We start from the raw sequence: 21,172 nt of genomic DNA on the forward strand, positions 1-21,172 counted from the left end.
CCCGGTCAGCCTCGGTGGCCCGGGTGCGGGGGGTTGCCGGCGGCGAGCCGGTCGGCCCAGTTGCGCCCGTGTGCGTAGTAGGCGTCCAGGGCCGCGCGTACCGCCGGTCCGTCGGCGGCCGTGATCGCCTCCACCAGTTCCTGGTGGCCGTTCCACAGCCAGTCGCAGACGTCGGCGTCCCCCCGGAGGTAGGGGACGGCGAAGACCCACGCCTGCATCCTGATGCGCTGCAGGAACTCGTTGATGTAGCTGTTGCCGATCACCGCGCCGAGCTCCCGCCAGAACCGCAGGTCGTAGCCGACGAGGATGTCGAGGTCGCCGCCGCGCGCGGCCCGTGTGGCCTCCTCGGCCCGGCGGCGTACGGAGACGAGGGCGGGCCGGTGGACGGCGAGCACGGTGGCCGCCGGGGTCGCCCCGTCGAAGATCGCGCGGAACACCCCGTCTATGACCAGGGCGCGCGCCTCGACCATCGCCCGGTAGTCGGCGACGGTGAACTCGCGGACCCGGAACCCCCGGTGCTGGTCGGATTCGAGCAGCCCCTGCGCGGAGAGGTCGAAGAGCGCTTCGCGCACGGGGGTCGCGGACACCCCGTACTGCTCGGCGATCTGCTTGACGGTGAATTCCACCCTCGGCTGCATACGCCCCGCGAGGACCTCGTCACGCAGCGCGTCGGCGATCTGCTGGCGCAGGGTACTGCGGGTCACACCTCCGCTCGCAGGCACGACGCCCCCTCCCGATCTCGGCTTGGGTCACCATAAGCCAGGCCCGTGTCCGCTTCCGGGCACGGGGGAGGGGGTCGTTCCGGTGCCCTCTACACGGTGTGTTCGTCGGCCACCGAGAGCGCGGCGTCCAGGAGGGAGAGGCCCTCCTTCGCCTCGGCCTCGGTGATGTTGCAGGCGGGCACGACATGGGTGCGGTTCATGTTGATGAAGGGCCAGAGGCCGCTCTTCCGGCAGGCCGCGCCGAAGGCCGCCATCGGGGCGTTCGCCTCGCCGGAGGCGTTGTACGGGACGAGGGGTTCGCGGGTCTCCCGGTCGCGGACCAGTTCCAGGGCCCAGAACGCGCCGAGCCCCCGCACCTCGCCGACCGACGGGTGGCGCTCGGCGAGTTCCCGCAGTCCGGGGCCCAGCACGTGCTCGCCCAGGTGCGCGGCGCCCTCGACGATCCGCTCCTCCTCCATGACCCTGATCGTGGCGACCGCCGCGGCGCAGGCCAGCGGATGGCCGGAGTAGGTGAGTCCGCCGGGGTACGGACGGGTGTCGAAGGTGGCGGCGATCTCGGCGTTGATGGCGACACCGCCGAGGGGCACGTAACCGGAGTTGACGCCCTTCGCGAAGGTCATCAGGTCCGGCACGACGTCGTAGTGGTCGGCGGCGAACCAGCGTCCGGTGCGCCCGAAGCCGGCCATCACCTCGTCCAGGACGAAGACGATCCCGTACCGGTCGCAGATCTCCCGGACGCCCGCGAGGTAGCCGGGCGGCGGGGGCATGATGCCCGCGGTGCCGGGAATCGTCTCCAGGATCACCGCCGCCACGGTCGCAGGTCCCTCGAAGGCGAGCGTGTCCTCGAGGTGCTGGAGCGCGCGGGCGCACTCCTCGGCCTCGGTCTGCGCGTGGAACGGGGAGCGGTAGAGGAACGGCGCCCAGAAGCGGACGACGCCCGCCGAGCCGTTGTCGGAGGCCCAGCGGCGCGGGTCGCCGGTGAGGTTGACCGCCGTGGCGGTGGCGCCGTGGTACGAGCGGTAGGCGGACAGCACCTTGGGGCGTCCGGTGTGCACGCGGGCCATGCGGACGGCGTTCTCGACGGCCTCCGCGCCGCCGTTGGTGAAGAAGATCTTGTCCAGGTCGCCGGGGGTGTGCCCGGCGATCAGACGTGCGGCCTCCGACCGCGCCTCGACGGCGAACGCCGGCGCGAACGTCACGAGTTTCCCGGCCTGCTCCTGGATCGCGGCGACGACCGCGGGGTGCTGGTAGCCGATGTTGGTGAAGACGAGGCCGCTGGCGAAGTCGAGGTAGCGGTTGCCTTCGTAGTCCCAGAAGTACGCCCCCTCGGCACCGGCGACGGCGAGCGGATCGATCAGTCCCTGGGCGGACCAGGAGTGGAACACGTGCGCGCGGTCGGCGGCCTTCACGGCCGTGCCCGCCGCGGTGTCGATGTACGGGGCGCGAGGGGTGTCGGAGCTCATGCCGCGAGCGTATGCGTTCGCGGCCGCCGTCATCCATGACCACTCTGTACGTCATGGGCCGCCCGGTTCGGCAGGGTGTCGCGTTCCCGGAGCGGCCCGGCCGAACAGTTGACAGCATTCTGTCATCATGACAGCCTTCTGTCATAAGGTCTTCCGTTCAGCCACCGGGGGTCACCATGACCGGCACGACCGTCCACCTCGCCGTCTACGACACGTTCGCCGACTGGGAGCCGGGCTTCGCCACGGCCCACCTCACCCGGCACGGCCACACCGTGAGGACGGTCGGCCTCACCACCGAACCCGTCACGACCATGGGCGGGCTGCGCGTCACACCCGACCTGGCGCTCGACGAACTGAGCCCCGGGGACAGCCGGCTGCTCGTCCTCACCGGCGCGTCGCTCTGGGACACCGGCACGGCCCTGGCCCCCTTCGCCGGCGCGGCTCGCACCTTCCTGGACGCGGGCGTGCCGGTGGCCGCCATCTGCGGGGCGACCGCGGGACTGGCCCGCGAGGGCCTGCTCGACGACCGGCCCCACACGAGCGCCGTGTCCTTCTACCTCGCGGCCACCGGCTACGCGGGCGGCGCGCACTACGTGGAGGCCGACGCCGTGACGGACCCCGCCACCGCCTCGCGCGGCGCCCTGATCACGGCCGGACCGACCGAACCGGTCGCGTTCGCCCGCGAGATCCTGGGCCTGCTCGGGGTGTACGGACCGGAGAAGCTCGACGCCTTCCACCGCCTCTTCCACGACTCGGACCCGAGCGCGTACGAGGTGCTCGAAGGATGAGCGGGAAGGACGGCGGGAATCCCGACCGCTTCAGCCGGACGGCGATCGGGGTGTTCCGGCTCAACGGCAGGTTCCTGGCCGTCGCCGAGGAGCTCGCCGGGCCGGCCGGACTCACCGCGGCCCGCTGGCAGGTGCTCGGCGCGGTCCTGGCGGAGCCGCTCCCCGTGGCGGGCATCGCGCGGTCGATGGGCATCACCCGTCAGAGCGTCCAGCGGATCGCCGACCTGCTGGTGGACGGCGGTCTCGCCGAGTACGTCGCGAATCCCGCCCACCGGCGCGCCAAACTGCTCCGGCCGACCGCCGAGGGGCGGGCGGCGGTGAGCCGGATCGGCCCCGGCCACGCCGAGTTCGCGGCCCGGCTGGCCGGGGAACTGGGCGAGGAGGAGTTCGCACGGACCGCGGCGACGCTGGAGCGCCTGTCCGAGGCGATGGACGCGCTGGCCTCCCGGCCCGCCGGACCGCCGGAGCGCTCCGGGGACTGACGACGGTGAACGGGGGTGTGCGCGCCGCTATTCTCGACCACGGTCCGCCATGACCGTACGGGGGAGGAAGCGCACCATGGAGAAGCTGGGACCCGGCGATCCGCAACGCATCGGCACCTACCGCCTGTTGCGCCGCCTCGGCTCCGGCGGGATGGGGCAGGTGTTCCTGGCCCGCTCGGACCGGGGACGTACCGTCGCGATCAAACTGGTCCGCCCCGAACTCGCCGCCCAGCAGCAGTTCCGCGACCGTTTCCGCGCCGAGGTGCAGGCCGCGCGTCGCGTCGGCGGGGCCTGGACAGCGCCGGTCCTGGACGCCGGGGTCGACGCCGCGGTCCCGTGGCTCGCCACCGGTTACGTCGCCGGCCCCTCGCTGCACCGCATCGTCTCGGGGCGGCCCGGCACCGCGGTGTCCGACTCGGGGGCCTACGGCCCGCTGCCGGAGCGCTCCGTCCGCGCCCTCGGCGCCGGACTCGCGTGCGCGCTCCAGGACATCCACACCGCCGGGCTCATCCACCGTGACCTGAAGCCGTCCAACGTCCTGATGACGATCGACGGGCCCAGGGTCATCGACTTCGGCATCGCCCGGGCCCTGGAGACCACTGCGGAGGGCGGTCTCACCCGCACGGGTTCGATGATCGGTTCACCCGGCTTCATGGCACCCGAGCAGGTGCGGGGCGAGCGGCTGACGACGGCGTGCGACGTGTTCTGCCTCGGCTCGGTGCTCGCGTACGCGGCGACCGGCAGGCTGCCGTTCGGCTCCCCCGACGACGGGGCGCACGCCCTGATGTTCCGGATCGCGCAGGAGGACCCGGACCTCGCCGGGGTACCGGATGACCTGCTCGGCCTCATCCGGGAATGCCTGGCCAAGGACCCCTCCGGCCGGCCCACGACGGACGCCGTCCTGGAGCGCATGGGTGACACGGACACGGCGGAGCCGTGGCTCCCCGGTGCGCTGATCGCCCAACTCGGGCGTCACGCGGTGGGGTTGCTGGACTCCGAGGATCCGGAGGAGGACCCGGCGGAGGATCCGGCCGGTGACGTGGTCCCGGGCGAGGGCGAGGTCCCGCCCCTGACCGGCGGAGCGCCCGGCGGCCCCGCACCGGCGGGCCGGGCGGCCGACGGACCGGCGGCGAGCGGTGCGGCGGGGACCGGGCCGGACGCGGCCGGCGGGGTCGGCGGGGTCGGCGGGGTCGGCGAGGTCGGCGCTGGATCCGTACCGCTCGTCGTGGCGCCGGTGTCCACCCCGGCCGGACGTCCGCCCACGGCACCGGAGAGCGCGGGGCCGTCGCCGGAGCCCGTCGCCGGTCCCCCGCGGCCCACTCCGGCGCCAGGACCGGGCACGCACCCGGACACACGACCCCCGGGCGGTGCGCGGGGGCTCCCCACCCTGGTCGGCCCGGACCAGCGGCCCGCCGCCCCGCCGCCGGGGCCCTCGTACGGCTACCCTCCGCGGCCCGTCCAGGGGCATGGGTACGGCGGGCCGCATCCGCCGTACGCCACGCCCCCGGCCCCCTTCTCCCCGGTCGTGCCGGGACGCCGCCGCGGGGCGGGTCCCGCCCTGACACTCGGCGTGGTCGCGGTGCTCGTCGCCGCGGGCGTGGGCTGGGGCGTCTACACCTTCATGCGAGGCGACGGCGACGCCGCGGCCTCGCCCACCGGCGCGGTGTCACCGTCCGGTTCGGCGGCGGGGTCCGGCGGGGCCTCCTCGTCCGGCTCCTCCGCGGACGGCAAGGGCCCGAACGCCGACGGCACGATCCCCTCCGGATACCTCGGCACCTGGACCGGGACCATCGGCGGCGGCGCCGACTCGTCCACCCGCCGGCTCGTCATCCGGCAGGGCGGGGCGGGCGACACCGTGCTGTCGCTCACCGCCGAGGGCCCGCTCGACGGCGGGGGCTCCTACCACTGCGTGTTCCAGGCGGAGTTGGAGAGCGATCCGGCACCGGGCTCACCGGTGCGCATCGGGCCCTCCGAGGTCACGTCCGGAAGGCCGGTCTCGTCCTGCACTCCGGGCAGGCCCACCGTCCTGACGCTGCTGCCCGACGGCTCGCTGCGCCGGGAGATCACGGACACCGGCGAGAGCCTGACGTACACGAAGGCGGGCTGAGCCGGTCCGCGATCACGCCGGGACCCCGGTCAGACGGCCAGGTCCGCGGCCCGGAACGCGAGCCACAGGTCGTAACGCGCGCTCGGCGTCCGGAGCAGTGATCTGTGCAGCAGGGCCTCGATCCGGTTGAGCCGCTTGCGCGCACCCGGCACGGAGATGCCCAGTTCGGCTGCGGAGACGCTCAGTTGGGCCTCGCAGCGCAGCCACGTCCGCAGGGTCTCCTCCCCCGTGGGCCCGGCCTGTCCGAGCAGCCGCAGCTGTGCGGCGGCCCAGTCCCGCACGCCCGGGGTGCGCAGGACCGCATCGAGGTCCTCCGGGGGCGCCTCGCCGTCCCCGCCGCTCGGGCGGTGGAGCGTGGGCGTGGCCCTGATGCGCAGGGCCAGGTCGACGGCGGCCTGGTCCGCGACCCGGTTCAGGTCCACTCCGAGGACCTCGCCGATCAGCTTCAGCCGCGCGGCCAGCGTGTTGCGGTGGATCTTCAGGTGGTGGGTGGCGTGGGACGAGAAGGCCAGCCAGGACGCGACGGTCGCCGCCAGTTCCTGGCTGCCCGGATCCTGCGGGCGGCGCGGCAGGTGGGTGAGCAGCGGCGCGAGCAGGGCGTCCGCCCAGCGCGCCCCGGCGGCGCCGACGAGCAGCGCGGGTTCCTGTCCCGCACCGAACCTGGCGTGCCTGCCGGGTGTTCCGCGGGCGACGGCGAGGGCGTGGAAGGCCTGCTGGTAGGCGGTCGCGGTGTCGGGGAGCCGTACCGTGTCGCTCACGCCGACGACGCAGTCGTCCACGATCCCGGCCACCTCCAGGTCGAGCGGGCGGGCGCCCTCCGGGCCCCCGGGACCGTCCTCTCCCCCGGGATCGTCCTCTCCCCCCGGACCGTCCTCCCCGCCGGCCGGCATGATCAGGATCAGGTGGCGGGCGTACACCGGGCAGCGCACGATCCACGTCCGGCCTCCCGACGCCTCCGCGCATATCCGGGCCACCTCGTCCCGCTGCCCGCCCGAGCACTCGACGACGCAGACGCGGACCGGATCGGGGAGCTTCGGCAGCAGGGCGCCCGCCACCTGGCGGGCGATGGAGAGCTGTCCCGTCATCAGGAGGTGCAGCACGGCCTCACGCCCCCGGGACTCCGCGAGGTCCACCCGGCGCCGTTTGCGCTCGACGCTCTCCGCCGCCCAGGACAGGGCCAGGGGCATCACCGCGTCGGCCAGCAGCGTGGACAGACCGGGGAGGACGGGTTTCGGCGCGAGCAGGGCCAGGACCGCCCCGTGGTCGTCGGACGCCCCCGCCAGGGGGAGCAGCAGTGCCGTGCTCCCGTCGGTGTCGAGGGAGTACGAGCCCGCACCCCGTGCCGTCATCTCCCGCGCCGCGCGTGAGGCGAGTCCGGCCGCCTCGTGGCCGGACCACCGCGTGTTCCCGGCCACGGCCCGCAGGACCGTGCCGTCGGCGCCGAGGATCCCGGCCCAGCCCCCGGCCCTGAGTGCCAGTCTGCGCAGCAGCTCGGCCGTCCCGCCGGTGCGGGCCAGCCGGTACATCAGCAGTACGTCGTCGGCCCGTTCGAGCGCACCCACGTGTCCCCCGTTCGTTGTCCGAAACGTTGCCGTACCCCGAAACCGGAGTGCAGAGTACCGGGACGGCTGTGCGGTTTGATACCCGTTCCCGGCCACACGGTGCGATGTGCACCTCCCCGTTCCGGGCCCCGCCCGCCTAGAGTCCCGAGGGTGTTCCGGAGTGCTCCGAGGACGTCGGGGGACGTCGGGGCGATCCGGGCCGGGGGGTCGGAGGGCGTCGGGGGGCGTCCGCACGACACGGCGGCAGCGGCTCACGGGGGTGGTCGCTGTCGTCGGCCTGCGGCGACTGTCAGTGGTGCCGCCTAGCGTGGGTCTCGACCGTGGAGTACGCCGGACGAGAGGCCCCTGCCGTGGAATTCCGCATCGAACGCGGCGCGTTGACCGATGCCGTGTCCCGGGCCGCCCGGGTGCTGCCCGCCCGCTCCCCCGTGCCGGTCCTCGGAGGTCTGCTCCTCGACGCGGGACCGGGCGGACTCAGCGTCTCCGGCCTGGACTTCGAGGCCTCCGCCCGCATCGAGACGGTCGCCGACACGCTCCGGGCCGGCAAGGTGCTCGTCATGGGCCGCCGGCTCCTCGACATCTGCAAGGTGCTTCCCGAGGGGCCGGTCGAGTGCGCGGTCGAGGGCTCGCGCTTCACGGTCGCCGGGGGCGGTTCACGCTTCGGCCTGTCCGTCCTGCCGCTCGACGACTACCCCGCCCTCCCTCCGCTGCCCGAGCTGCGAGGGACCGTCGACGCGGCCGAGTTCGCCTCGGCTGTCGGCGATGTGGCGGTGGCCGCCGGACGGGACGACACCCTGCCGGCCCTGACCGGGATCGGACTCGGGCTCGACGGGTCCACGATGACGCTCGCGGCGACGGACCGGTACCGCTTCGCGGTGCGCACCCTGCCGTTCGCGGGGAAGGCTCCGGACGTCACGGCCGACGTCCTGGTGCCGGCCCGTCGGCTCACCGAGATCGCCCGGTCGCTGGGCGGCGCCGGCCAGGTCAGCGTGGCCGTCGACGCGGGGTCGATCGGCTTCGAGTACGCCGGGACACGGACCACGGTGCGCCTCCTGGACGGCAGGCTGCCCCGCCACGACAAGCTGTTCGCGCTGTCGGACCCCGCTGTGGCCGTGCTCGACCGGGAGCCCCTGGTGGATGCCGTCAGACGGGTCTCGGTCGTCGCGGACGGCGGCAGCCCCCTGCAGATGACCTTCACCCCGGGACCGGACGCCTCGGTGCTCCTGCAGGCCGGCTTCGAGGACGACGTGGCGTCGCAGCGGCTGCCGGCGGCGCTGGAGGGCGCCGCGGGAATGACGGTCGCCTTCAACCCCGCCTACCTCATGGACGCGCTGTCGTCCTTCGCCGGCGCGAGGGTCCGGATGCGGCTGATGGGGCCGGGCCAACGGGCCATGATCACCGGAGGGGAGGGCACCGGCACACCCACGCATCAGCACCTGCTCATGTCGGTCAAGCCCGCGATGCTCTGAGGCCGCCCGGTGCGGGCGACGGTCGCGACGCAGGCCCGCGCCCTCCCTCGCGCCCGTCACCGCAGCCACCCCGTCCGAAGCGCGTCCGCGGCTCACGCGGGGAGCGCCGCCGCCTCCCCGACGGCGGCCAGCAGCCAGATGGGGAACTCGGGATCGGCCTGGCCCACGGCGAGAGAGAGCCACCGTGTGCCCCCGGGGACACGCCAGACCTGCATGCTGCCCGCCAGATTGCAGAGCTGGCCCATCGGCTCCGGAACGAGGCCGCCGTACCCGCCCTCACCGCCCGGGCCGCCGTCACCGGTGCCGTCCCCGTCGCCCGGATCGTCGTCCAGGAAGGGCCACAGGTCGACCGTCTCCGGCTCGCCCCACCGCTCGGTCAGGGCGGTGGCCAGGGCGCTGAAGTCGGCCTCGATCTCCTGCTCCGCCGGTTCGACCAGCTCCGGGGACCTGTCGTCCCAGAAGTCCCGGCTCGCCCGCAGGATCAGCAGGTGATGGCCGGGGCCGCTGCTGCGCACGCCGCTGTCCTCGCTCTCCTCCCCTGCCGGGTAGGGCCGGGCGAGCAGGTCGTCGATCAGTGCGAGGTGGGGCCCGGTGCCGGTGGGCGGGGTGTCGGCGCTGTCCGTGTCCATGGTCCGTGATCCTGCCAACCGCCCTTCCCCGAACGCGAATCGGGGGCGCACCCGGCGACTGCCGGACGCGCCCCCGTTCCCCGTTGTGGGGCCGGGCTCAGCAGCTCAGGTTCGAGCCGGGGGTGGTGCCGAGGATCTGGGTGAACGCCTTGTACTTGTCGATGCGGCTCTGCACCTGGGCGGGGTTGCCGCCGTTGCACTCGATGCTGCCGTTGATGGACCGGATGGTCTCGCCGAAGCCGGCGCCGTTGACGATGGCGTTGTGCGGGGTCATCGTGCCGGGGCCGGACTGCGTGTTCCAGTACCAGAGGCCGGTCTTCCAGGCGACGGAGGCGTTCTGCTCCACCTGCCACGGGTTGCCGAGCAGGTCGATGCCGAGGGCGTCACCGGCGGCCTTGTAGTTGAAGTTCCAGCTGAGCTGGATCGGGCCCCGGCCGTAGTACGCGGCCTGGCCGGCCGGGCAGCCGTAGGACTGGCTGGTGTCGCAGTAGTGCGGGTAGTTGGCCGTGTTCTGCTCCACGATGTGGACCAGGCCACCGGTCTCGTGGCTCACGTTGGCGAGGAAGGCGGCCGCCTCCTGCTTCTTGACCGTGTCACTGCCGCTGTTCGCGAAGCCCGGGTAGGCGCTCAGGGCCGCGGTGAGGCCGCTGTAGGTGTAGAAGGAGTTCCGGCCCGGGAACATCTGGTTGAACTGGGCCTCGCTGACGACGAAGCCCGAGGGCTGGCCCGGGTCCGTACCGCCGTTGCCGCACGTGCCCTGGTCGGCCCAGACGTCGGCCGTGCCGGGGCGTTCGTTCTGCGTCCACCACTTCGCGGACCAGTTGTGTCCGTTGTACGAGGCGGAGCCGCCGCCCCAGTAGACGGCGGAGGCGTTCCAGGCGGGAGCGCAGGCAGCGGCGGCGGCCGTGGTGGCGGGAAGAATGACGAGCGTGGCGATGACCGCGCCGAGCGCGGCAATCAGGCTCATGACACGTTTGAACACGTGATCACTCCTTCGGCGCGGCGCTCGCGCCGAGCGGGCGCCGCCATGGGGGGGTTGCAGCCACTCAAGCGTCGATGGTCTGGACCTGTCAAGGTCTAGACCAGAACTCGTCCTTCCGGTTTGAAATCCCCCAACTCCGTTTTCAGTCAGCCCTGTTGGGATTCCTGAACACCGGAAGAACTTCACCCGAAGGACCCGCGCACCCCGCCCCACCCCCTTCTCCCCGGTCGTACGGTGACGCGAACACACACATCGCGCCGCGCCGCACGTCACGAGGGAGCGCGAGAAGTATGGAGTGGCTCAGCCCCGAAAACGTCGTCGCGGTGCTCACCGCGGTCCTGGGCGTCCTGACCTCGGCGGGGGTGCTCTGGTACGAGCGCCGTGTCCCGCGCCGCAAACGCATCGGCTACCGCGTGCAGATGGACACCCCCATAGGGAGCGGTATCAGCCACGGCAGGGCCAATCTGCGGGTCGGACTCTTCGACGACACACCGGGCATGGCCGACGCGACCCTCGTCCTGCTGCGCATCGAGAACGACGGCTCGCAGTCGATCGCGGACGACGACTACACCCGGCGCGGCGATCTCCCCGGCCTCACCGCCGAGTTCACCGGCCGCACCGTCCGGGGGATCGCGGTGACCCATTCGCCGGGCGCCGGCCACCTGATGGACCACTTCACCCCGGCCGACGCCGTCCAGTACAGCGGCTCCCTCATCCGGCTGCCCCGCGTCCCGCTCAACCGCAACGAGCACTTCAAGCTGCTGGTGCTCCTCACCGGGTCCGACGTGGGCGGACCGATCAGCGTCTCCGGCGGCATCCGGGACGGCGTGATCGTCCGGAACACGGCCGCGCGACCCGACGAGAAGCCCCCGCTGTTCGGCCGGGCGTCCAGGATCATCACCGTCGCACTCACCGTCTGCGTCGTCGTGCTCGCCGGCATCATCGTCGTACGGGACGGGACCCCGCCCCCGATGGGCTGTGCCAGGGGCACCCTCACCGTCACGGGCTCCACCGCGTTCCGGCCGGTGGTGGAGGAGCTGAGGAAGAAGTACGAGGAGGAGTGCGAGGGCTCCGCCATCGTCGTCGACACCCGCGGCAGCAACGCCGGCGTGCGCGCGCTCGAAGCCGAGGGGTCGAAGCCCGGGGCGGCCGGCTCCCCCTCCCTCATCGCCCTGTCGGACGGCCCGAAGCCGCCCGGCTTCCGCGAGCTGCACGGCAGGCGGGTCGCGGTGTCGCTCTACTCCCTGGTCGTCAACGACACCGTCCCGGTGCGCGATCTGTCCCTCGACGAGATCAGACGGATATACGGCGGCGGGATCCGCAACTGGAAGGAGATCGAAGGCGGGCCCGACCTGGAGATCCTGCTGGTCAGCCGGGACGCCAACTCGGGCACCAGGGAGGTGTTCCAGCGGCGTGTCCTCGGTGGCAGCGAGCTTGCCGCGTCGTCTCGCGACTGCGTCACCAAGGACTATCCCAAGGCTCCCGTGACCCGGTGCGAACTCGACGGCACGGACCAGGTCCTGTCCGAGGTCGCCGCGCTCGACGGTGCCATCGACTACACCGAGATGCGCGCCGGCGAGGTGCCGGCCGGGACGCACCAGGTGTCCATCGACGGCATCTCCCCGTCCGTCGGGACGATCGCCACCAGCGGCTATCCGTACCGGGAGACCGAGTACGCCTACACCTACGGCTCCCCGCCCGCGAACTCCCTCGCGGCCGGCTTCCTGGACTACCTCGACACCTACGGCGAGGAGGTCATGCGCGTCAACGGCCACCTGCCGTGCGCGACCCCCGAGGGGATGCGGCTCTGCGGCGAGGACTGAGCCCCGCCCGGGCCCGGCCCGAACGGCCGGGCCGGGGGAGCACGACGGCGGCCGGCCCCTCCTCCCGGAAGGGCCGGCCGCCGTCGCCTCGTTCCCGCCGCCGTCCGGGCCGGATCACGCGGTGCGCGCGTTCCTGCCCGGACACGGGTCCTAGATGAAGGAGTTGATCTCGATGGTCTCGGTCCGGCCGGGGCCGACGCCGATCGCGGAGATCGGGGCGCCGGACATGTCCTCCAGCGCCTTGACGTACGCCTGCGCGTTCTTCGGCAGGTCGGAGAAGGTCTTGGCCTTGGTGATGTCCTCGGACCAGCCCGGAAGGTTCTCGTAGATCGGCTTCGCGTGGTGGAAGTCGGTCTGGTTGTACGGGAGTTCCTCGACGCGCTTGCCGTCGATCTCGTACGCCACGCACACCGGGATCCGCTCCCAGCCGGTCAGCACGTCCAGCTTGGTGAGGAAGAAGTCGGTGAGCCCGTTGACCCGGGTCGCGTAGCGCGCGATCGGGGCGTCGAACCATCCGCAGCGCCGGTCGCGGCCGGTGGTGACACCGCGCTCGCCGCCGATCCTGCGCAGCGCCTCGCCGTCCTCGTCGAGAAGTTCCGTCGGGAAGGGGCCGGCACCGACGCGGGTGGTGTAGGCCTTGAGGATGCCGATGACCCGGGTGATCTTCGTCGGGCCCACGCCGGCGCCGGTGCAGGCGCCGCCCGCGGTCGGGTTCGACGAGGTGACGAAGGGGTACGTGCCGTGGTCGACGTCCAGCAGGGTGCCCTGGCCGCCCTCGAAGAGGACGACCTTGCCCTCGTCGATGGCGTCGTTCAGGATCAGCGTCGTGTCGGCGACGTACGGCTTGATCTGCTCCGCGTACTGGAGCATCTCCTCCACGATCTTTCCGGCCTCGATCGCGCGCCGGTTGAAGACCTTGGCGAGCAGCTGGTTCTTCTGCTCCAGCGCCGCCTCGACCTTCTGCTCCAGGATCGACTCGTCGTAGAGGTCCTGGACGCGGATGCCGACGCGGTTGATCTTGTCGGCGTACGTCGGGCCGATGCCGCGCCCGGTCGTGCCGATCTTGCGCTTCCCGAGGAAGCGTTCCGTCACCTTGTCGACGGTGACGTTGTACGGAGTGATCAAATGAGCGTTGCCGCTGATCAGGAGCTTGGACGTGTCGACGCCACGCTCGTTCAGGCCGCTCAGCTCGGAGAGCAGGACCGCCGGGTCGACGACGACACCGTTACCGATGACCGGGGTACATCCCGGCGACAGGATTCCGGAGGGGAGGAGATGCAGTGCGTACTTCTGGTCGCCTACGACGACCGTGTGGCCGGCGTTGTTGCCGCCCTGGTAGCGCACCACATAGTCGACGGATCCACCGAGGAGGTCGGTGGCCTTCCCCTTGCCCTCGTCACCCCACTGAGCACCGAGCAGCACAAGTGCGGGCACAGGCGTACACCCCTTCCGGGCGGGGCATGTCCAAGGCCAGGGGGCGTACGTAAAGGTCGTACCTGCCGCACGACGATGTACGGCAAAGCCTGAGCCGTCGAACCGGGTGCCCCGGAATAGACGAAGCCCCTGGCGCAATAGCGCAAGGGGCTCTTGCACCAAGATGCTACCCGAGGAAGGACCGAGGTGTCGGCTGCAGAGCCCCCCGGCGACGGCGACCACCAGCTACTCGTGCTCATCGACCCCCTTGCCCGCCGCTACGACGGCGAATCCGTGCGCATCGCGAAGGACGTGCTGAGCGCCGGAGCGCACGCCAAGATCTGCCTCCCGGACAGCCCGGACGAATTCGCCCGGGCCCTGTCCAGGCGGGGCGCGAGACGGCCGGTGGTCGTCGGCGACGACCACGCGCTGCTGCGGGCCGTGTCCCAGCTCCACCGGGAGCGGGAGCTCTCCGACGGGGCCCTCTCCCTCGTCCCGGTCGGCGCCGCGCACACGCTGGAGCTCGCGCACGCCCTCGGCGTGCCCCGCGGCGCGGTCGCGGCCGCGCGCGCGGTCCTCGACGGGGCGGTCCGCAGACTGGACCTCCTGGTCGACGACAGCGACGGTGTGGTCCTGGGAGACCTGCGCATCCCCGCCGTGAGCCCCGCGCCGGACGCGCCCCACACCATGTGGGACACCTGCCGCACGCTGATGGCGTCCCTGGTCCGCCCGGCACCGCCCTCCCCGGCCACGCCGCCCGGCGCGCACCGGCTCCGCGTCGAGGCGGACGGCGTCCTGCTGAACGACCTGGACCGGCCGGTCGACGGCGTCTCGGTGACCACCCAGGGCGACGGCGGCGTCGCCGGCGTGGTGATCCACACGACCGCGGGGGACACCGTCACCGCCGAGGCCAAGGCGGTGACGGTCGCCGGCCCCGACTTCCGCTACCGCGCGGACATACAGACCGCGGGCCCGGTCAGGACCCGTACCTGGACGGTGCGCGCGGGGGCCTGGGGGCTGGTGCTGCCCGCGAACGGCTGACCCGCGGCCGGGTCGCACTCGCACGGGCCGGAGCCGTCACGACGCTGATCTTCCGGAGCACCTCGCGGCGCACCGGTCAGCACGTGAACGGCTCCTGCTAGGGCGAGGGCCGGGACCTCACCGTCCTGTGGACGGAGCTGCCGCCCTGCCGCTCGCGGGGGCCGTCGTCCCGTCGGCGGTCCGGCTCCCGGCGCTGCGCCTGATGACCGGCCGGGGAACGCGCGGGAGCCGGGTCGTGGTCGCCGCGACGTGCACGGCCGGAGTGCTCCTGCTGTCCGCGTGGGGCCCGAACGGCTGGGCGAATACGGCCCCCGGCACCGTACGGCTCTCCGGCCCGCCCGTTCAGACCTCGACCAGCAGCTCCTTCAGCCCCCGGATCACGTAGCCCGGCTTCCACTCGGGTTCCGCCGCGAGCCGCATGGCCGGTGCGCGGCGGAGCAGTTCGCCGAAGGAGGCCGCCATCTCGAGGCGGGCCAGCGGGGCACCCAGGCAGTAGTGGATGCCCGCGCCGAACGAGATGTGCGGGTTGTCCGCGCGGGACAGGTCCAGTGTCTCCGCGTCGGCGAAGCGCTCCGGGTCCCGGTTGGCCGACGCGAAGAGCAGCGCGACCTGCGAGCCGCGCCGGATGACGGTGCCGTCGATCTCGATGTCGTCCAGGACCCAGCGGGCGAACATGGGCACCGGCGTGTCGTAGCGCAGCAGCTCCTCCACGGCCGTGGGCAGCAGGCCGTGGTCGGCGCGGAGGGAGGCCAGCTGCTCCGGGTGCCGGAACAGCATCCACCACCCGTTGGCGGTGGCGTTGACCGTGGCCTCGTGGCCGGCGTTGAGCAGCAGCACACAGGTGGAGATGATCTCCTGCTCGGTGAGCCGTTCCTCGTCGTCGTGGGCGGTGATGAGCGCGGTGATGAGGTCCGTCCCCGGGTCCGCCCGCCGCGCGGTGATCAGCTCCCGCAGGTACGCGGAGAACTCCACCGAGGCGCGCACGGCCGCCCGCGCCGTCTCCGGAGGCGGGTTGAGTTCGAACATCCCGCAGATCGCCGCCGACCAGGGCCGCAGCAGCCCCCGGTCGGACTCCGGCACCCCGAGCATCTCGGCGATGACGGCGACCGGCAGCGGTTCGGCGACCTCCGCGAGGAGGTCACCGCCGCCGGCCGCCACGAAGTCCTCCACGAGTCCGGCGGCCAGCCGCTCCACCGTCGGGGCGAGCGCCTCGACCCTGCGGGGCGTGAAGGCCTTGGCGACGAGCCGCCGGATCCGGGTGTGGTCCGGGGCCTCCAGGTCGAGGATCCCGTTCCCGTTGAGCGTGTGGAACGGCTCGTGGGCGGCCGGTGGCGCGGTGACGCCGAACTCGTCGTGGCTGAAGCGGTGCAGGTAGGTCCGCCCCAGCCGCCGGTCGCGCAGCAGCGCCGAGACGTCGGAGTGGTGCGGGACGAGCCACTGTCCGGTCGGCTCGAAGTAGTGCGCCCGGCCGGTGGCGCGCAGCGCGGCGTAGGCGGGGTACGGGTCGGCGACGAACGCCGGGGACCAGGGGTCGAAGGACACGTGCATGGGGCGACGCTATCCGGGGGTGACCAGCCGCGCCTCGTACGCGAACACGGCTGCCTGGGTCCGGTCCCGCAGCCCCAGCTTCACCAGGATGCGGCTGACGTGCGTCTTGATCGTCGACTCGGCGACGACGAGGTGCGAGGCGATCTCCAGGTTCGACAGCCCCTGGGCGATCAGCACCAGCACCTCCGTCTCCCGCTCGGTGAGGTCCCCGATCCGTGCCATGGCGGGAGGTCTCGGCGCCTCCGCGATCTTCGAGAACTCGGTGATCAGCCGTCGGGTGACGGTCGGGGCGAGCAGCGCCTCGCCGGACGCCACCACGCGCACGCCGTCGGCGAGCTGCCGGGCCGAGGCGTCCTTCAGCAGGAAGCCCGAGGCTCCGGCGCGCAGCGCCTGGTAGACGTACTCGTCCAGGTCGAACGTGGTCAGGACGAGCACCTTGGCGTCCGCGTCGGCGGCGACGATCTCGCGGGTCGCCTCGATGCCGTTGAGCTCCGGCATGCGGATGTCCATCAGCACGACGTCGGGCCGGAGCGCCGCGACCTGGGAGACGGCCTGCCGGCCGTCGACGGCCTCGCCGACGACCTCGATGCCGGGCATCGCGTTGAGGAGCACGGAGAAGCCCTCGCGGACCATCATCTGGTCGTCGACGATCAGTACCCGGATGGGTGTGGCGTTCATGCCGCCCCACCGGACCCGACGCGGTCGTGCTCCACCGGCACGGGGAGGAACACGGCGACCTCGTAGCCGCCGTCGCCCGTCGCTCCCGCGGTCATCTCGCCGTTCAGCATCGCCACCCGCTCCCGCATCCCGGTGATCCCGTGCCCGGCGCCGGGCGAGGGCTTGACCAGCCCTCGCGCCGGACCGTTGACGACCCGTACGCCCAGCCCGCCGAGCACGTAACCGATCTCGACCTTCGCCGCGGCGCCCGGAGCGTGCCGGAGCGTGTTGCTCAGCGCCTCCTGGACGATCCGGTAGGCCGACAGCTCGACCCCCTGCGGAAGCTCCCGCACGGCGCCGGTGACCGTCTTCTCCGTCTCCAGTCCGGTCTCCCTGACGTTGTCCAGCAGCCGGTCGATCTCGGCGAGCGTGGGCTGCGGGGCGTCGGGCGCCTCGTAGTCCTCCGCCCGTACGACGCCGAGGACGCGGCGCAGCTCGGTGAGGGCCGCGACGGCGTTCTCCCGGATCGTGACGAACGCCTGCTCCAGCTCGGGCGGCGGATTCTCCACCCGGTACGGGGCCGCCTCGGCCTGGATCGCCACGACGGACATGTGGTGGGCGACGACGTCGTGCAGCTCGCGGGCGATGGTCGTGCGCTCTTCCAGGAGCGTGCGCCGGTCGCGTTCGACGGCGGTGACGGTGCGCTGGACGGTGACCTCGCGCTGCGCCTCGCGGCGTGTCTGCACGACCGTCACGACGAGCAGGGCGATCGCGGACGTGAAGGCCATGGCGCCGTTGCTGGAGCTGGGGTTCCAGGGGCCGATGGTCTCCATGAAGGAGCCGGCGAAGAGGGTGATCACCCACATCCAGGCCGCCGTGCGCGGCCGGGTCCGGGCGGCGACGACGATCAGGACGCCGAGGTGGCACGCGAAGGCGTTCGGCGACCAGGGCCAGTCACCGCTGCCGACCACGGCCATCACCGGGGCCGAGGCGATCGACACCCAGAACGCGAGGACGGGGCGGGCCATCGTCATCAGCAGGGTGGCGGCGGGGAGGAACGCGGTGATGGCGGTCGCGATCCCGAAGGGCGAGTAGGTGTTCGTCTCGAAGACCCCGGCCAGCAGCGAGATCAGCGCGACCGCCCCGATCACCGCGTGCGGCGTCCAGACCGCCCACGCGCGGACGGTCGCCGGAAGCCGCCGGATCACCGGGCCGCCCGTCCCCAGGGGGCCCAGCGGCCGGTAGTCGAACACGTTGTGGAACAGGTCCTGCCGCAGGCCGCCTATCGCCCCTGCGGCCAGCCGGTACTCCGGGCTTCGCGTCTTGGTCTCGGTCACCCGTCCAAGGTAGGCGCCTGCCCGGTCCGCGGTCGTCAGCAGTGATGCGGATCCCTCGCCGTCCGTCGCAAGTACTACCAGGCCAGCTGGGCGATCTCCTCGGCCACCACCGCGCAGGCGTCCGCGGCCGGATCGATCAGCGGAAAGTGCCCGACACCGTCGAGCAGCGTCAGCCCCACCACCTCGCCCGCCTTCGCCGCGGCGTCCACGAAGGTCTCGCCGACGGCCGCCGGGACGGTGGTGTCCTCCACCCCCTGGACGACGGTCGTCGCGATGCCGGTGGGCAGCAGCAGAGCGGGGTCCACGTGCGCGCTCCGCGTCTCGAAGTCCCCGCCGTCGCCCAGCAGCTGGTGCAGCGCACCGGAGCACACGTCCAGCTCCACGGCGCTCGCGAAGTCGGCGATCGGCGCCAGCGCGACCACCCCGCGCAACGGGGGTGACGTGGGCAGCCGCCACGGCGAGCCCTCCGGCAGCACGTGCCTGGCCGCGGCCCAGAGAGCCAGCTGCCCGCCCGCCGAGTGCCCGGTGACCACGGTCCTGCGCACATCGGCCTGGGGCAGCTCCCGGGCGGTCAGCCCGGGCAGCGCGTCCATCGCGGCGGCCACGTCGTCGAAGGTCTCGGGCCAGCGTCCCGCCACGGGTGCGTCCCCGCCCTGCCGGGGGATCCCGCCGCCGCGCCGGTACTCGACGCTGGCCACCGCGAACCCGCGCCGGGCCAGGAAGTCGGCGAAGGGCGACACGTGCTGCCGGTCGTACGGGGCGCGGTACGCCCCGCCGTGCAGCACGACGACGAGCGGTGCGCCCTCCCGGCCGTCGCGCGGGGCGTAGAAGTCGATCACCTGGTCCGGATGGCTGCCGTAGGCCGCGGTCCGGTCGGGGGCGACCGCCGGATGCCCGAAGGCCGACTCGGCCTCGGCGGCGTCCCGTTCACGCGCGGCAGAATCCGACATGATGCTCCAACCGTCCTACGCCTGTGCCCAACTGGACTGACCTGCGGGGACGGTACCAGTACGGGGACCCGCCGCAGCACCGTCCCGGGGGTCCGGGACGGTGCTGCGGCGGACGCTCAGACCGCCAGCACCTCGGCGAGGATCCGCGCCGCCCGCTCGGCGTCCGCGAAGCCGACGTACAGCGGGGTGAAACCGAAGCGCAGCACGTCCGGGCGGCGGAGGTCGCCGACCACTCCGCGCTCGATGAGCACCCGCATCACGGCCTCGGCGTCGTCGCACCGCAGCGACACCTGGCTGCCGCGCTCCGCGTGGGACTCGGGGGTGGCGGAGCGGACGCGGCCCTCGGGGACGTAGGCGGCGACGCACTCCAGGAAGAAGTCCGTCAGCGCCAGGGACTTGGCCCTCACGGCCTCCACCGTGACGCCCTCCCACACCTCCAGCGACGCCTCCAGCGCCAGCATGGAGAGGATGTCCGGGGTGCCGACGCGGCCCCGCACGGAACCGTCGGCGGGCTCGTAGGCGGGCGTCATCGCGAACGGGTCGGCGTGCGACGTCCAGCCCGGCAGCGGCGAGTCGAAGGCCGTCTGGTGGCGCTCGGCGACGTACAGGAAGGCCGGCGAACCCGGCCCGCCGTTCAGGTACTTGTACGTGCAGCCGACGGCCAGGTCCACACCGTGCGCGTCGAGGCCGACGGGCAGGGCGCCGGCGCTGTGGCACAGGTCCCAGACGGCGAGCGCACCGGCGTCGTGGACCGCGGCGGTCAGACCGGGCAGGTCGTGGAGCCTGCCGGTGCGGTAGTCGACGTGGTTCAGCAGGACGACGGCGGTGCGGGGTCCCAGCGCCTCCCGCACGTCGGCCGGGGCGACCGGCACGATGCGGTGGCCCGTCATCCGGGCCGCCGACTCGGCGATGTACCCGTCCGAGGGGAACGTCGTGGCGTCGACCAGGATCTCGTCGCGGCCCTCGGAGGCGAGGCGGCTCGCGGCGACGACGGCCTTGAAGACGTTCACGCTGGTCGAGTCGCCCACCACGACCTGTCCTGCGGCGGCGCCGACGAGCGGGGCGATCCGGTCGCCGATCCGCTCCGGCGCGGTCCACCAGCCGCTCTCCGTCCAGGAGCGGATGCGCAGGGAGCCCCACTCGCGGGTGATGACGTCCTGGACGCGCCCGGGCACGTGGCGGGGCAGCGCGCCCAGCGAGTTGCCGTCGAGGTAGACGGTGTCGTCGAGGACGAAGAGGTCGCGCAGCGGGGCCAGCGCGTCGGCGGCGTCGAGCGCCTCGGCGCGCTCCTTGAAGTCAGACATGGCTGCGGGCCGTCCAGAGCTCGGGGAACACGTTCTTCGTCGCGCGCTTCTCCAGCCAGGCGACACCGGCCGAGCCGCCCGTCCCGGTCTTCGAGCCCATGGCCCTCCGGGTGGCGGTGAGGTGGTCGTTCCGCCAGCGCCAGACCAGCTCGCCGACGTCGGTCAGGACCTCGCCGAGCCGTACGAGCTCGTCGTTCTGGTCGGGATTCGCGTAGATCTCCGCCCAGGCCGCCTCAACCGCGGCGGAGGGCTCGTACCTCTGCGAGAGGTCGCGTTCGAGCACCGACCGCGGGACGGCGTAGCCGCGCCTGGCGAGCAGGGCGAGCGTCTCGTCGTACAGGCCGGGCTGGTGGAGCGCCTTCTCCAGCTCGGCGTGGACACGGGGCGCGCCCCGGTGCGGCACGAGCATGGACGCGGACTTGTCACCGAGCAGGAACTCCATCCGGCGGTACATCGCCGACTGGAAGCCGGAGCCCTCGCCGAGCGAGCCGCGGTAGGAGTTGAACTGGGCCGGGGTGAGACCGGCCAGGGGCTTCCAGGAGGCGTTCAGCGCCTCCAGTTCCCGCAGTGAGCGCTTCAGCGCGTCGCGGGCGACCGGTATGCGGTCCTCGCGCAGGGCGTGCGCCGCGGTCTCCCACTCGTGGACGATGACCGTGAACCACAGCTCCATGACCTGGGTGGTGACCAGGAAGACCATCTCGCCGGGATCGTCCGAGCGCAGGTGCTGGAGGTGGGTCAGGACATCCGCCTGGACATAGTCCTCGTACGGAGTCGTTCCCGCGAAGTCCAGGTGCGGGGTGTCCGCACCGGTGGCTTCCGGGTCGGGGTGGTTCGCCGACATTTCTGTCTCCTCGACACGAGCTTCCGGGTAGCGGTCCGCCCCTTCCTTCGAGGT

The 21,172-nt window shown here is 72.8% G+C and carries 19 protein-coding genes; 7 read left to right on the forward strand and 12 right to left on the reverse strand.

Translation table 11 applies throughout. The annotated features are described in order from the left end of the window. Positions 1–5: 5 nt before the first annotated feature. Positions 6–722, reverse strand: coding sequence for a GntR family transcriptional regulator (locus tag OHT61_RS15210; protein WP_329038764.1), 717 nt, complete (start codon positions 720–722; stop codon positions 6–8). Between the two features lie 89 nt (positions 723–811). Continuing rightward, the gene (locus tag OHT61_RS15215) at positions 812–2,185 is read right to left on the reverse strand and encodes an aspartate aminotransferase family protein (RefSeq protein ID WP_329038766.1); all 1,374 of its coding nucleotides are present in this window, start codon (positions 2,183–2,185) and stop codon (positions 812–814) included. A gap of 176 nt (positions 2,186–2,361) precedes the next feature. Between OHT61_RS15215 and OHT61_RS15220 the strand changes: the two genes are divergently transcribed. The 3 genes from OHT61_RS15220 to OHT61_RS15230 all read left to right on the forward strand — a co-directional run bounded on the left by OHT61_RS15220 (position 2,362) and on the right by OHT61_RS15230 (position 5,562). Next, complete coding sequence (locus OHT61_RS15220) at positions 2,362–2,973, forward strand: DJ-1/PfpI family protein (protein WP_329038768.1); 612 nt, start codon at positions 2,362–2,364, stop codon at positions 2,971–2,973. Further along, positions 2,970–3,455, forward strand: coding sequence for a MarR family winged helix-turn-helix transcriptional regulator (locus tag OHT61_RS15225; protein WP_329038770.1), 486 nt, complete (start codon positions 2,970–2,972; stop codon positions 3,453–3,455). Before OHT61_RS15220 ends, OHT61_RS15225 begins: the two co-directional genes overlap by 4 nt. Positions 3,456–3,531: 76 nt before the next feature. Continuing rightward, positions 3,532–5,562 (forward strand): protein kinase domain-containing protein, encoded by a 2,031-nt coding sequence (locus OHT61_RS15230; RefSeq protein ID WP_329038772.1) that lies wholly within the window; start codon positions 3,532–3,534, stop codon positions 5,560–5,562. 29 nt (positions 5,563–5,591) lie between these two features. On the opposite strand, the gene OHT61_RS15235 is transcribed toward OHT61_RS15230, so the two are convergent. Beyond that, positions 5,592–7,088 carry a helix-turn-helix domain-containing protein gene (locus OHT61_RS15235; RefSeq protein ID WP_329043275.1) on the reverse strand — a complete coding sequence of 499 codons (1,497 nt, stop codon included), beginning with the start codon at positions 7,086–7,088 and terminating at the stop codon, positions 5,592–5,594. 386 nt (positions 7,089–7,474) lie between these two features. Between OHT61_RS15235 and dnaN the strand changes: the two genes are divergently transcribed. Continuing rightward, positions 7,475–8,593, forward strand: coding sequence for a DNA polymerase III subunit beta (gene dnaN, locus OHT61_RS15240; protein WP_329038774.1), 1,119 nt, complete (start codon positions 7,475–7,477; stop codon positions 8,591–8,593). Between the two features lie 92 nt (positions 8,594–8,685). On the opposite strand, the gene OHT61_RS15245 is transcribed toward dnaN, so the two are convergent. Then, on the reverse strand, positions 8,686–9,222 hold the full coding sequence (locus tag OHT61_RS15245; protein WP_329038775.1) for a hypothetical protein: 537 nt from the start codon (positions 9,220–9,222) through the stop codon (positions 8,686–8,688). Positions 9,223–9,319: 97 nt separating this feature from the next. Then, on the reverse strand, positions 9,320–10,204 hold the full coding sequence (locus OHT61_RS15250) for a glycoside hydrolase family 19 protein (protein ID WP_329038776.1): 885 nt from the start codon (positions 10,202–10,204) through the stop codon (positions 9,320–9,322). 290 nt (positions 10,205–10,494) lie between these two features. Between OHT61_RS15250 and OHT61_RS15255 the strand changes: the two genes are divergently transcribed. Next, entirely contained in the window at positions 10,495–12,027 is a 1,533-nt protein-coding gene (locus OHT61_RS15255; protein WP_329038778.1) for a substrate-binding domain-containing protein, read from the forward strand. 150 nt (positions 12,028–12,177) lie between these two features. Here the strand turns inward: OHT61_RS15255 and OHT61_RS15260 are convergent, their stop codons facing one another. Further along, positions 12,178–13,461 (reverse strand): adenylosuccinate synthase, encoded by a 1,284-nt coding sequence (locus OHT61_RS15260; RefSeq protein WP_329038780.1) that lies wholly within the window; start codon positions 13,459–13,461, stop codon positions 12,178–12,180. Positions 13,462–13,647: 186 nt separating this feature from the next. On the opposite strand from OHT61_RS15260, the gene OHT61_RS15265 reads away from it, so the two are divergent. Together OHT61_RS15265 and OHT61_RS15270 are read left to right on the forward strand one after the other, a co-directional pair. Continuing rightward, positions 13,648–14,481 carry a diacylglycerol kinase gene (locus OHT61_RS15265; RefSeq protein WP_329038782.1) on the forward strand — a complete coding sequence of 278 codons (834 nt, stop codon included), beginning with the start codon at positions 13,648–13,650 and terminating at the stop codon, positions 14,479–14,481. A 127-nt stretch (positions 14,482–14,608) separates the two neighbouring features. Next, positions 14,609–14,866, forward strand: coding sequence for a hypothetical protein (locus OHT61_RS15270; RefSeq protein ID WP_329038784.1), 258 nt, complete (start codon positions 14,609–14,611; stop codon positions 14,864–14,866). Here OHT61_RS15270 and OHT61_RS15275 read toward each other — a convergent pair. From OHT61_RS15275 to OHT61_RS15300, 6 genes are all read right to left on the reverse strand, one after another. Continuing rightward, positions 14,824–16,029 carry a cytochrome P450 gene (locus tag OHT61_RS15275; RefSeq protein ID WP_329038786.1) on the reverse strand — a complete coding sequence of 402 codons (1,206 nt, stop codon included), beginning with the start codon at positions 16,027–16,029 and terminating at the stop codon, positions 14,824–14,826. The two genes, OHT61_RS15270 and OHT61_RS15275, sit on opposite strands and share 43 nt — an antisense overlap. Positions 16,030–16,038: 9 nt before the next feature. Next, positions 16,039–16,707, reverse strand: coding sequence for a response regulator transcription factor (locus tag OHT61_RS15280; RefSeq protein ID WP_329038788.1), 669 nt, complete (start codon positions 16,705–16,707; stop codon positions 16,039–16,041). Then, positions 16,704–18,023 carry a sensor histidine kinase gene (locus OHT61_RS15285; RefSeq protein ID WP_329038790.1) on the reverse strand — a complete coding sequence of 440 codons (1,320 nt, stop codon included), beginning with the start codon at positions 18,021–18,023 and terminating at the stop codon, positions 16,704–16,706. The genes OHT61_RS15280 and OHT61_RS15285 overlap by 4 nt, the downstream gene beginning before the upstream one ends. 74 nt (positions 18,024–18,097) lie before the next feature. Next, complete coding sequence (locus tag OHT61_RS15290) at positions 18,098–18,973, reverse strand: alpha/beta hydrolase family protein (protein ID WP_329038792.1); 876 nt, start codon at positions 18,971–18,973, stop codon at positions 18,098–18,100. 116 nt (positions 18,974–19,089) lie between these two features. Continuing rightward, complete coding sequence (gene kynU, locus OHT61_RS15295) at positions 19,090–20,277, reverse strand: kynureninase (RefSeq protein WP_329038795.1); 1,188 nt, start codon at positions 20,275–20,277, stop codon at positions 19,090–19,092. Then, a complete protein-coding gene (locus tag OHT61_RS15300; RefSeq protein ID WP_329038799.1) occupies positions 20,270–21,118 on the reverse strand; it encodes a tryptophan 2,3-dioxygenase family protein in 849 nt (282 codons plus the stop codon). The genes kynU and OHT61_RS15300 overlap by 8 nt, the downstream gene beginning before the upstream one ends. Positions 21,119–21,172: the final 54 nt, after the last annotated feature.

Origin of the sequence: Streptomyces sp. NBC_00178, assembly GCF_036206005.1 — a bacterium.
Taxonomy (GTDB): Bacteria; Actinomycetota; Actinomycetes; order Streptomycetales; family Streptomycetaceae; genus Streptomyces.

Bases quoted from the DNA above. Each gene is read 5' to 3' on its own strand.
- OHT61_RS15255 (WP_329038778.1), top strand. From the start codon at position 10,495: ATGGAGTGGCTCAGCCCCGAAAACGTCGTCGCGGTGCTCACCGCGGTC.
- OHT61_RS15245 (WP_329038775.1), bottom strand. From the start codon at position 9,222: ATGGACACGGACAGCGCCGACACCCCGCCCACCGGCACCGGGCCCCAC.
- OHT61_RS15215 (WP_329038766.1), bottom strand. From the start codon at position 2,185: ATGAGCTCCGACACCCCTCGCGCCCCGTACATCGACACCGCGGCGGGC.
- OHT61_RS15280 (WP_329038788.1), bottom strand. From the start codon at position 16,707: ATGAACGCCACACCCATCCGGGTACTGATCGTCGACGACCAGATGATG.
- OHT61_RS15220 (WP_329038768.1), top strand. From the start codon at position 2,362: ATGACCGGCACGACCGTCCACCTCGCCGTCTACGACACGTTCGCCGAC.
- OHT61_RS15300 (WP_329038799.1), bottom strand. From the start codon at position 21,118: ATGTCGGCGAACCACCCCGACCCGGAAGCCACCGGTGCGGACACCCCG.
- OHT61_RS15275 (WP_329038786.1), bottom strand. From the start codon at position 16,029: ATGCACGTGTCCTTCGACCCCTGGTCCCCGGCGTTCGTCGCCGACCCG.
- OHT61_RS15225 (WP_329038770.1), top strand. From the start codon at position 2,970: ATGAGCGGGAAGGACGGCGGGAATCCCGACCGCTTCAGCCGGACGGCG.
- kynU (WP_329038795.1), bottom strand. From the start codon at position 20,277: ATGTCTGACTTCAAGGAGCGCGCCGAGGCGCTCGACGCCGCCGACGCG.
- OHT61_RS15230 (WP_329038772.1), top strand. From the start codon at position 3,532: ATGGAGAAGCTGGGACCCGGCGATCCGCAACGCATCGGCACCTACCGC.
- OHT61_RS15290 (WP_329038792.1), bottom strand. From the start codon at position 18,973: ATGTCGGATTCTGCCGCGCGTGAACGGGACGCCGCCGAGGCCGAGTCG.
- OHT61_RS15235 (WP_329043275.1), bottom strand. From the start codon at position 7,088: ATGTACCGGCTGGCCCGCACCGGCGGGACGGCCGAGCTGCTGCGCAGA.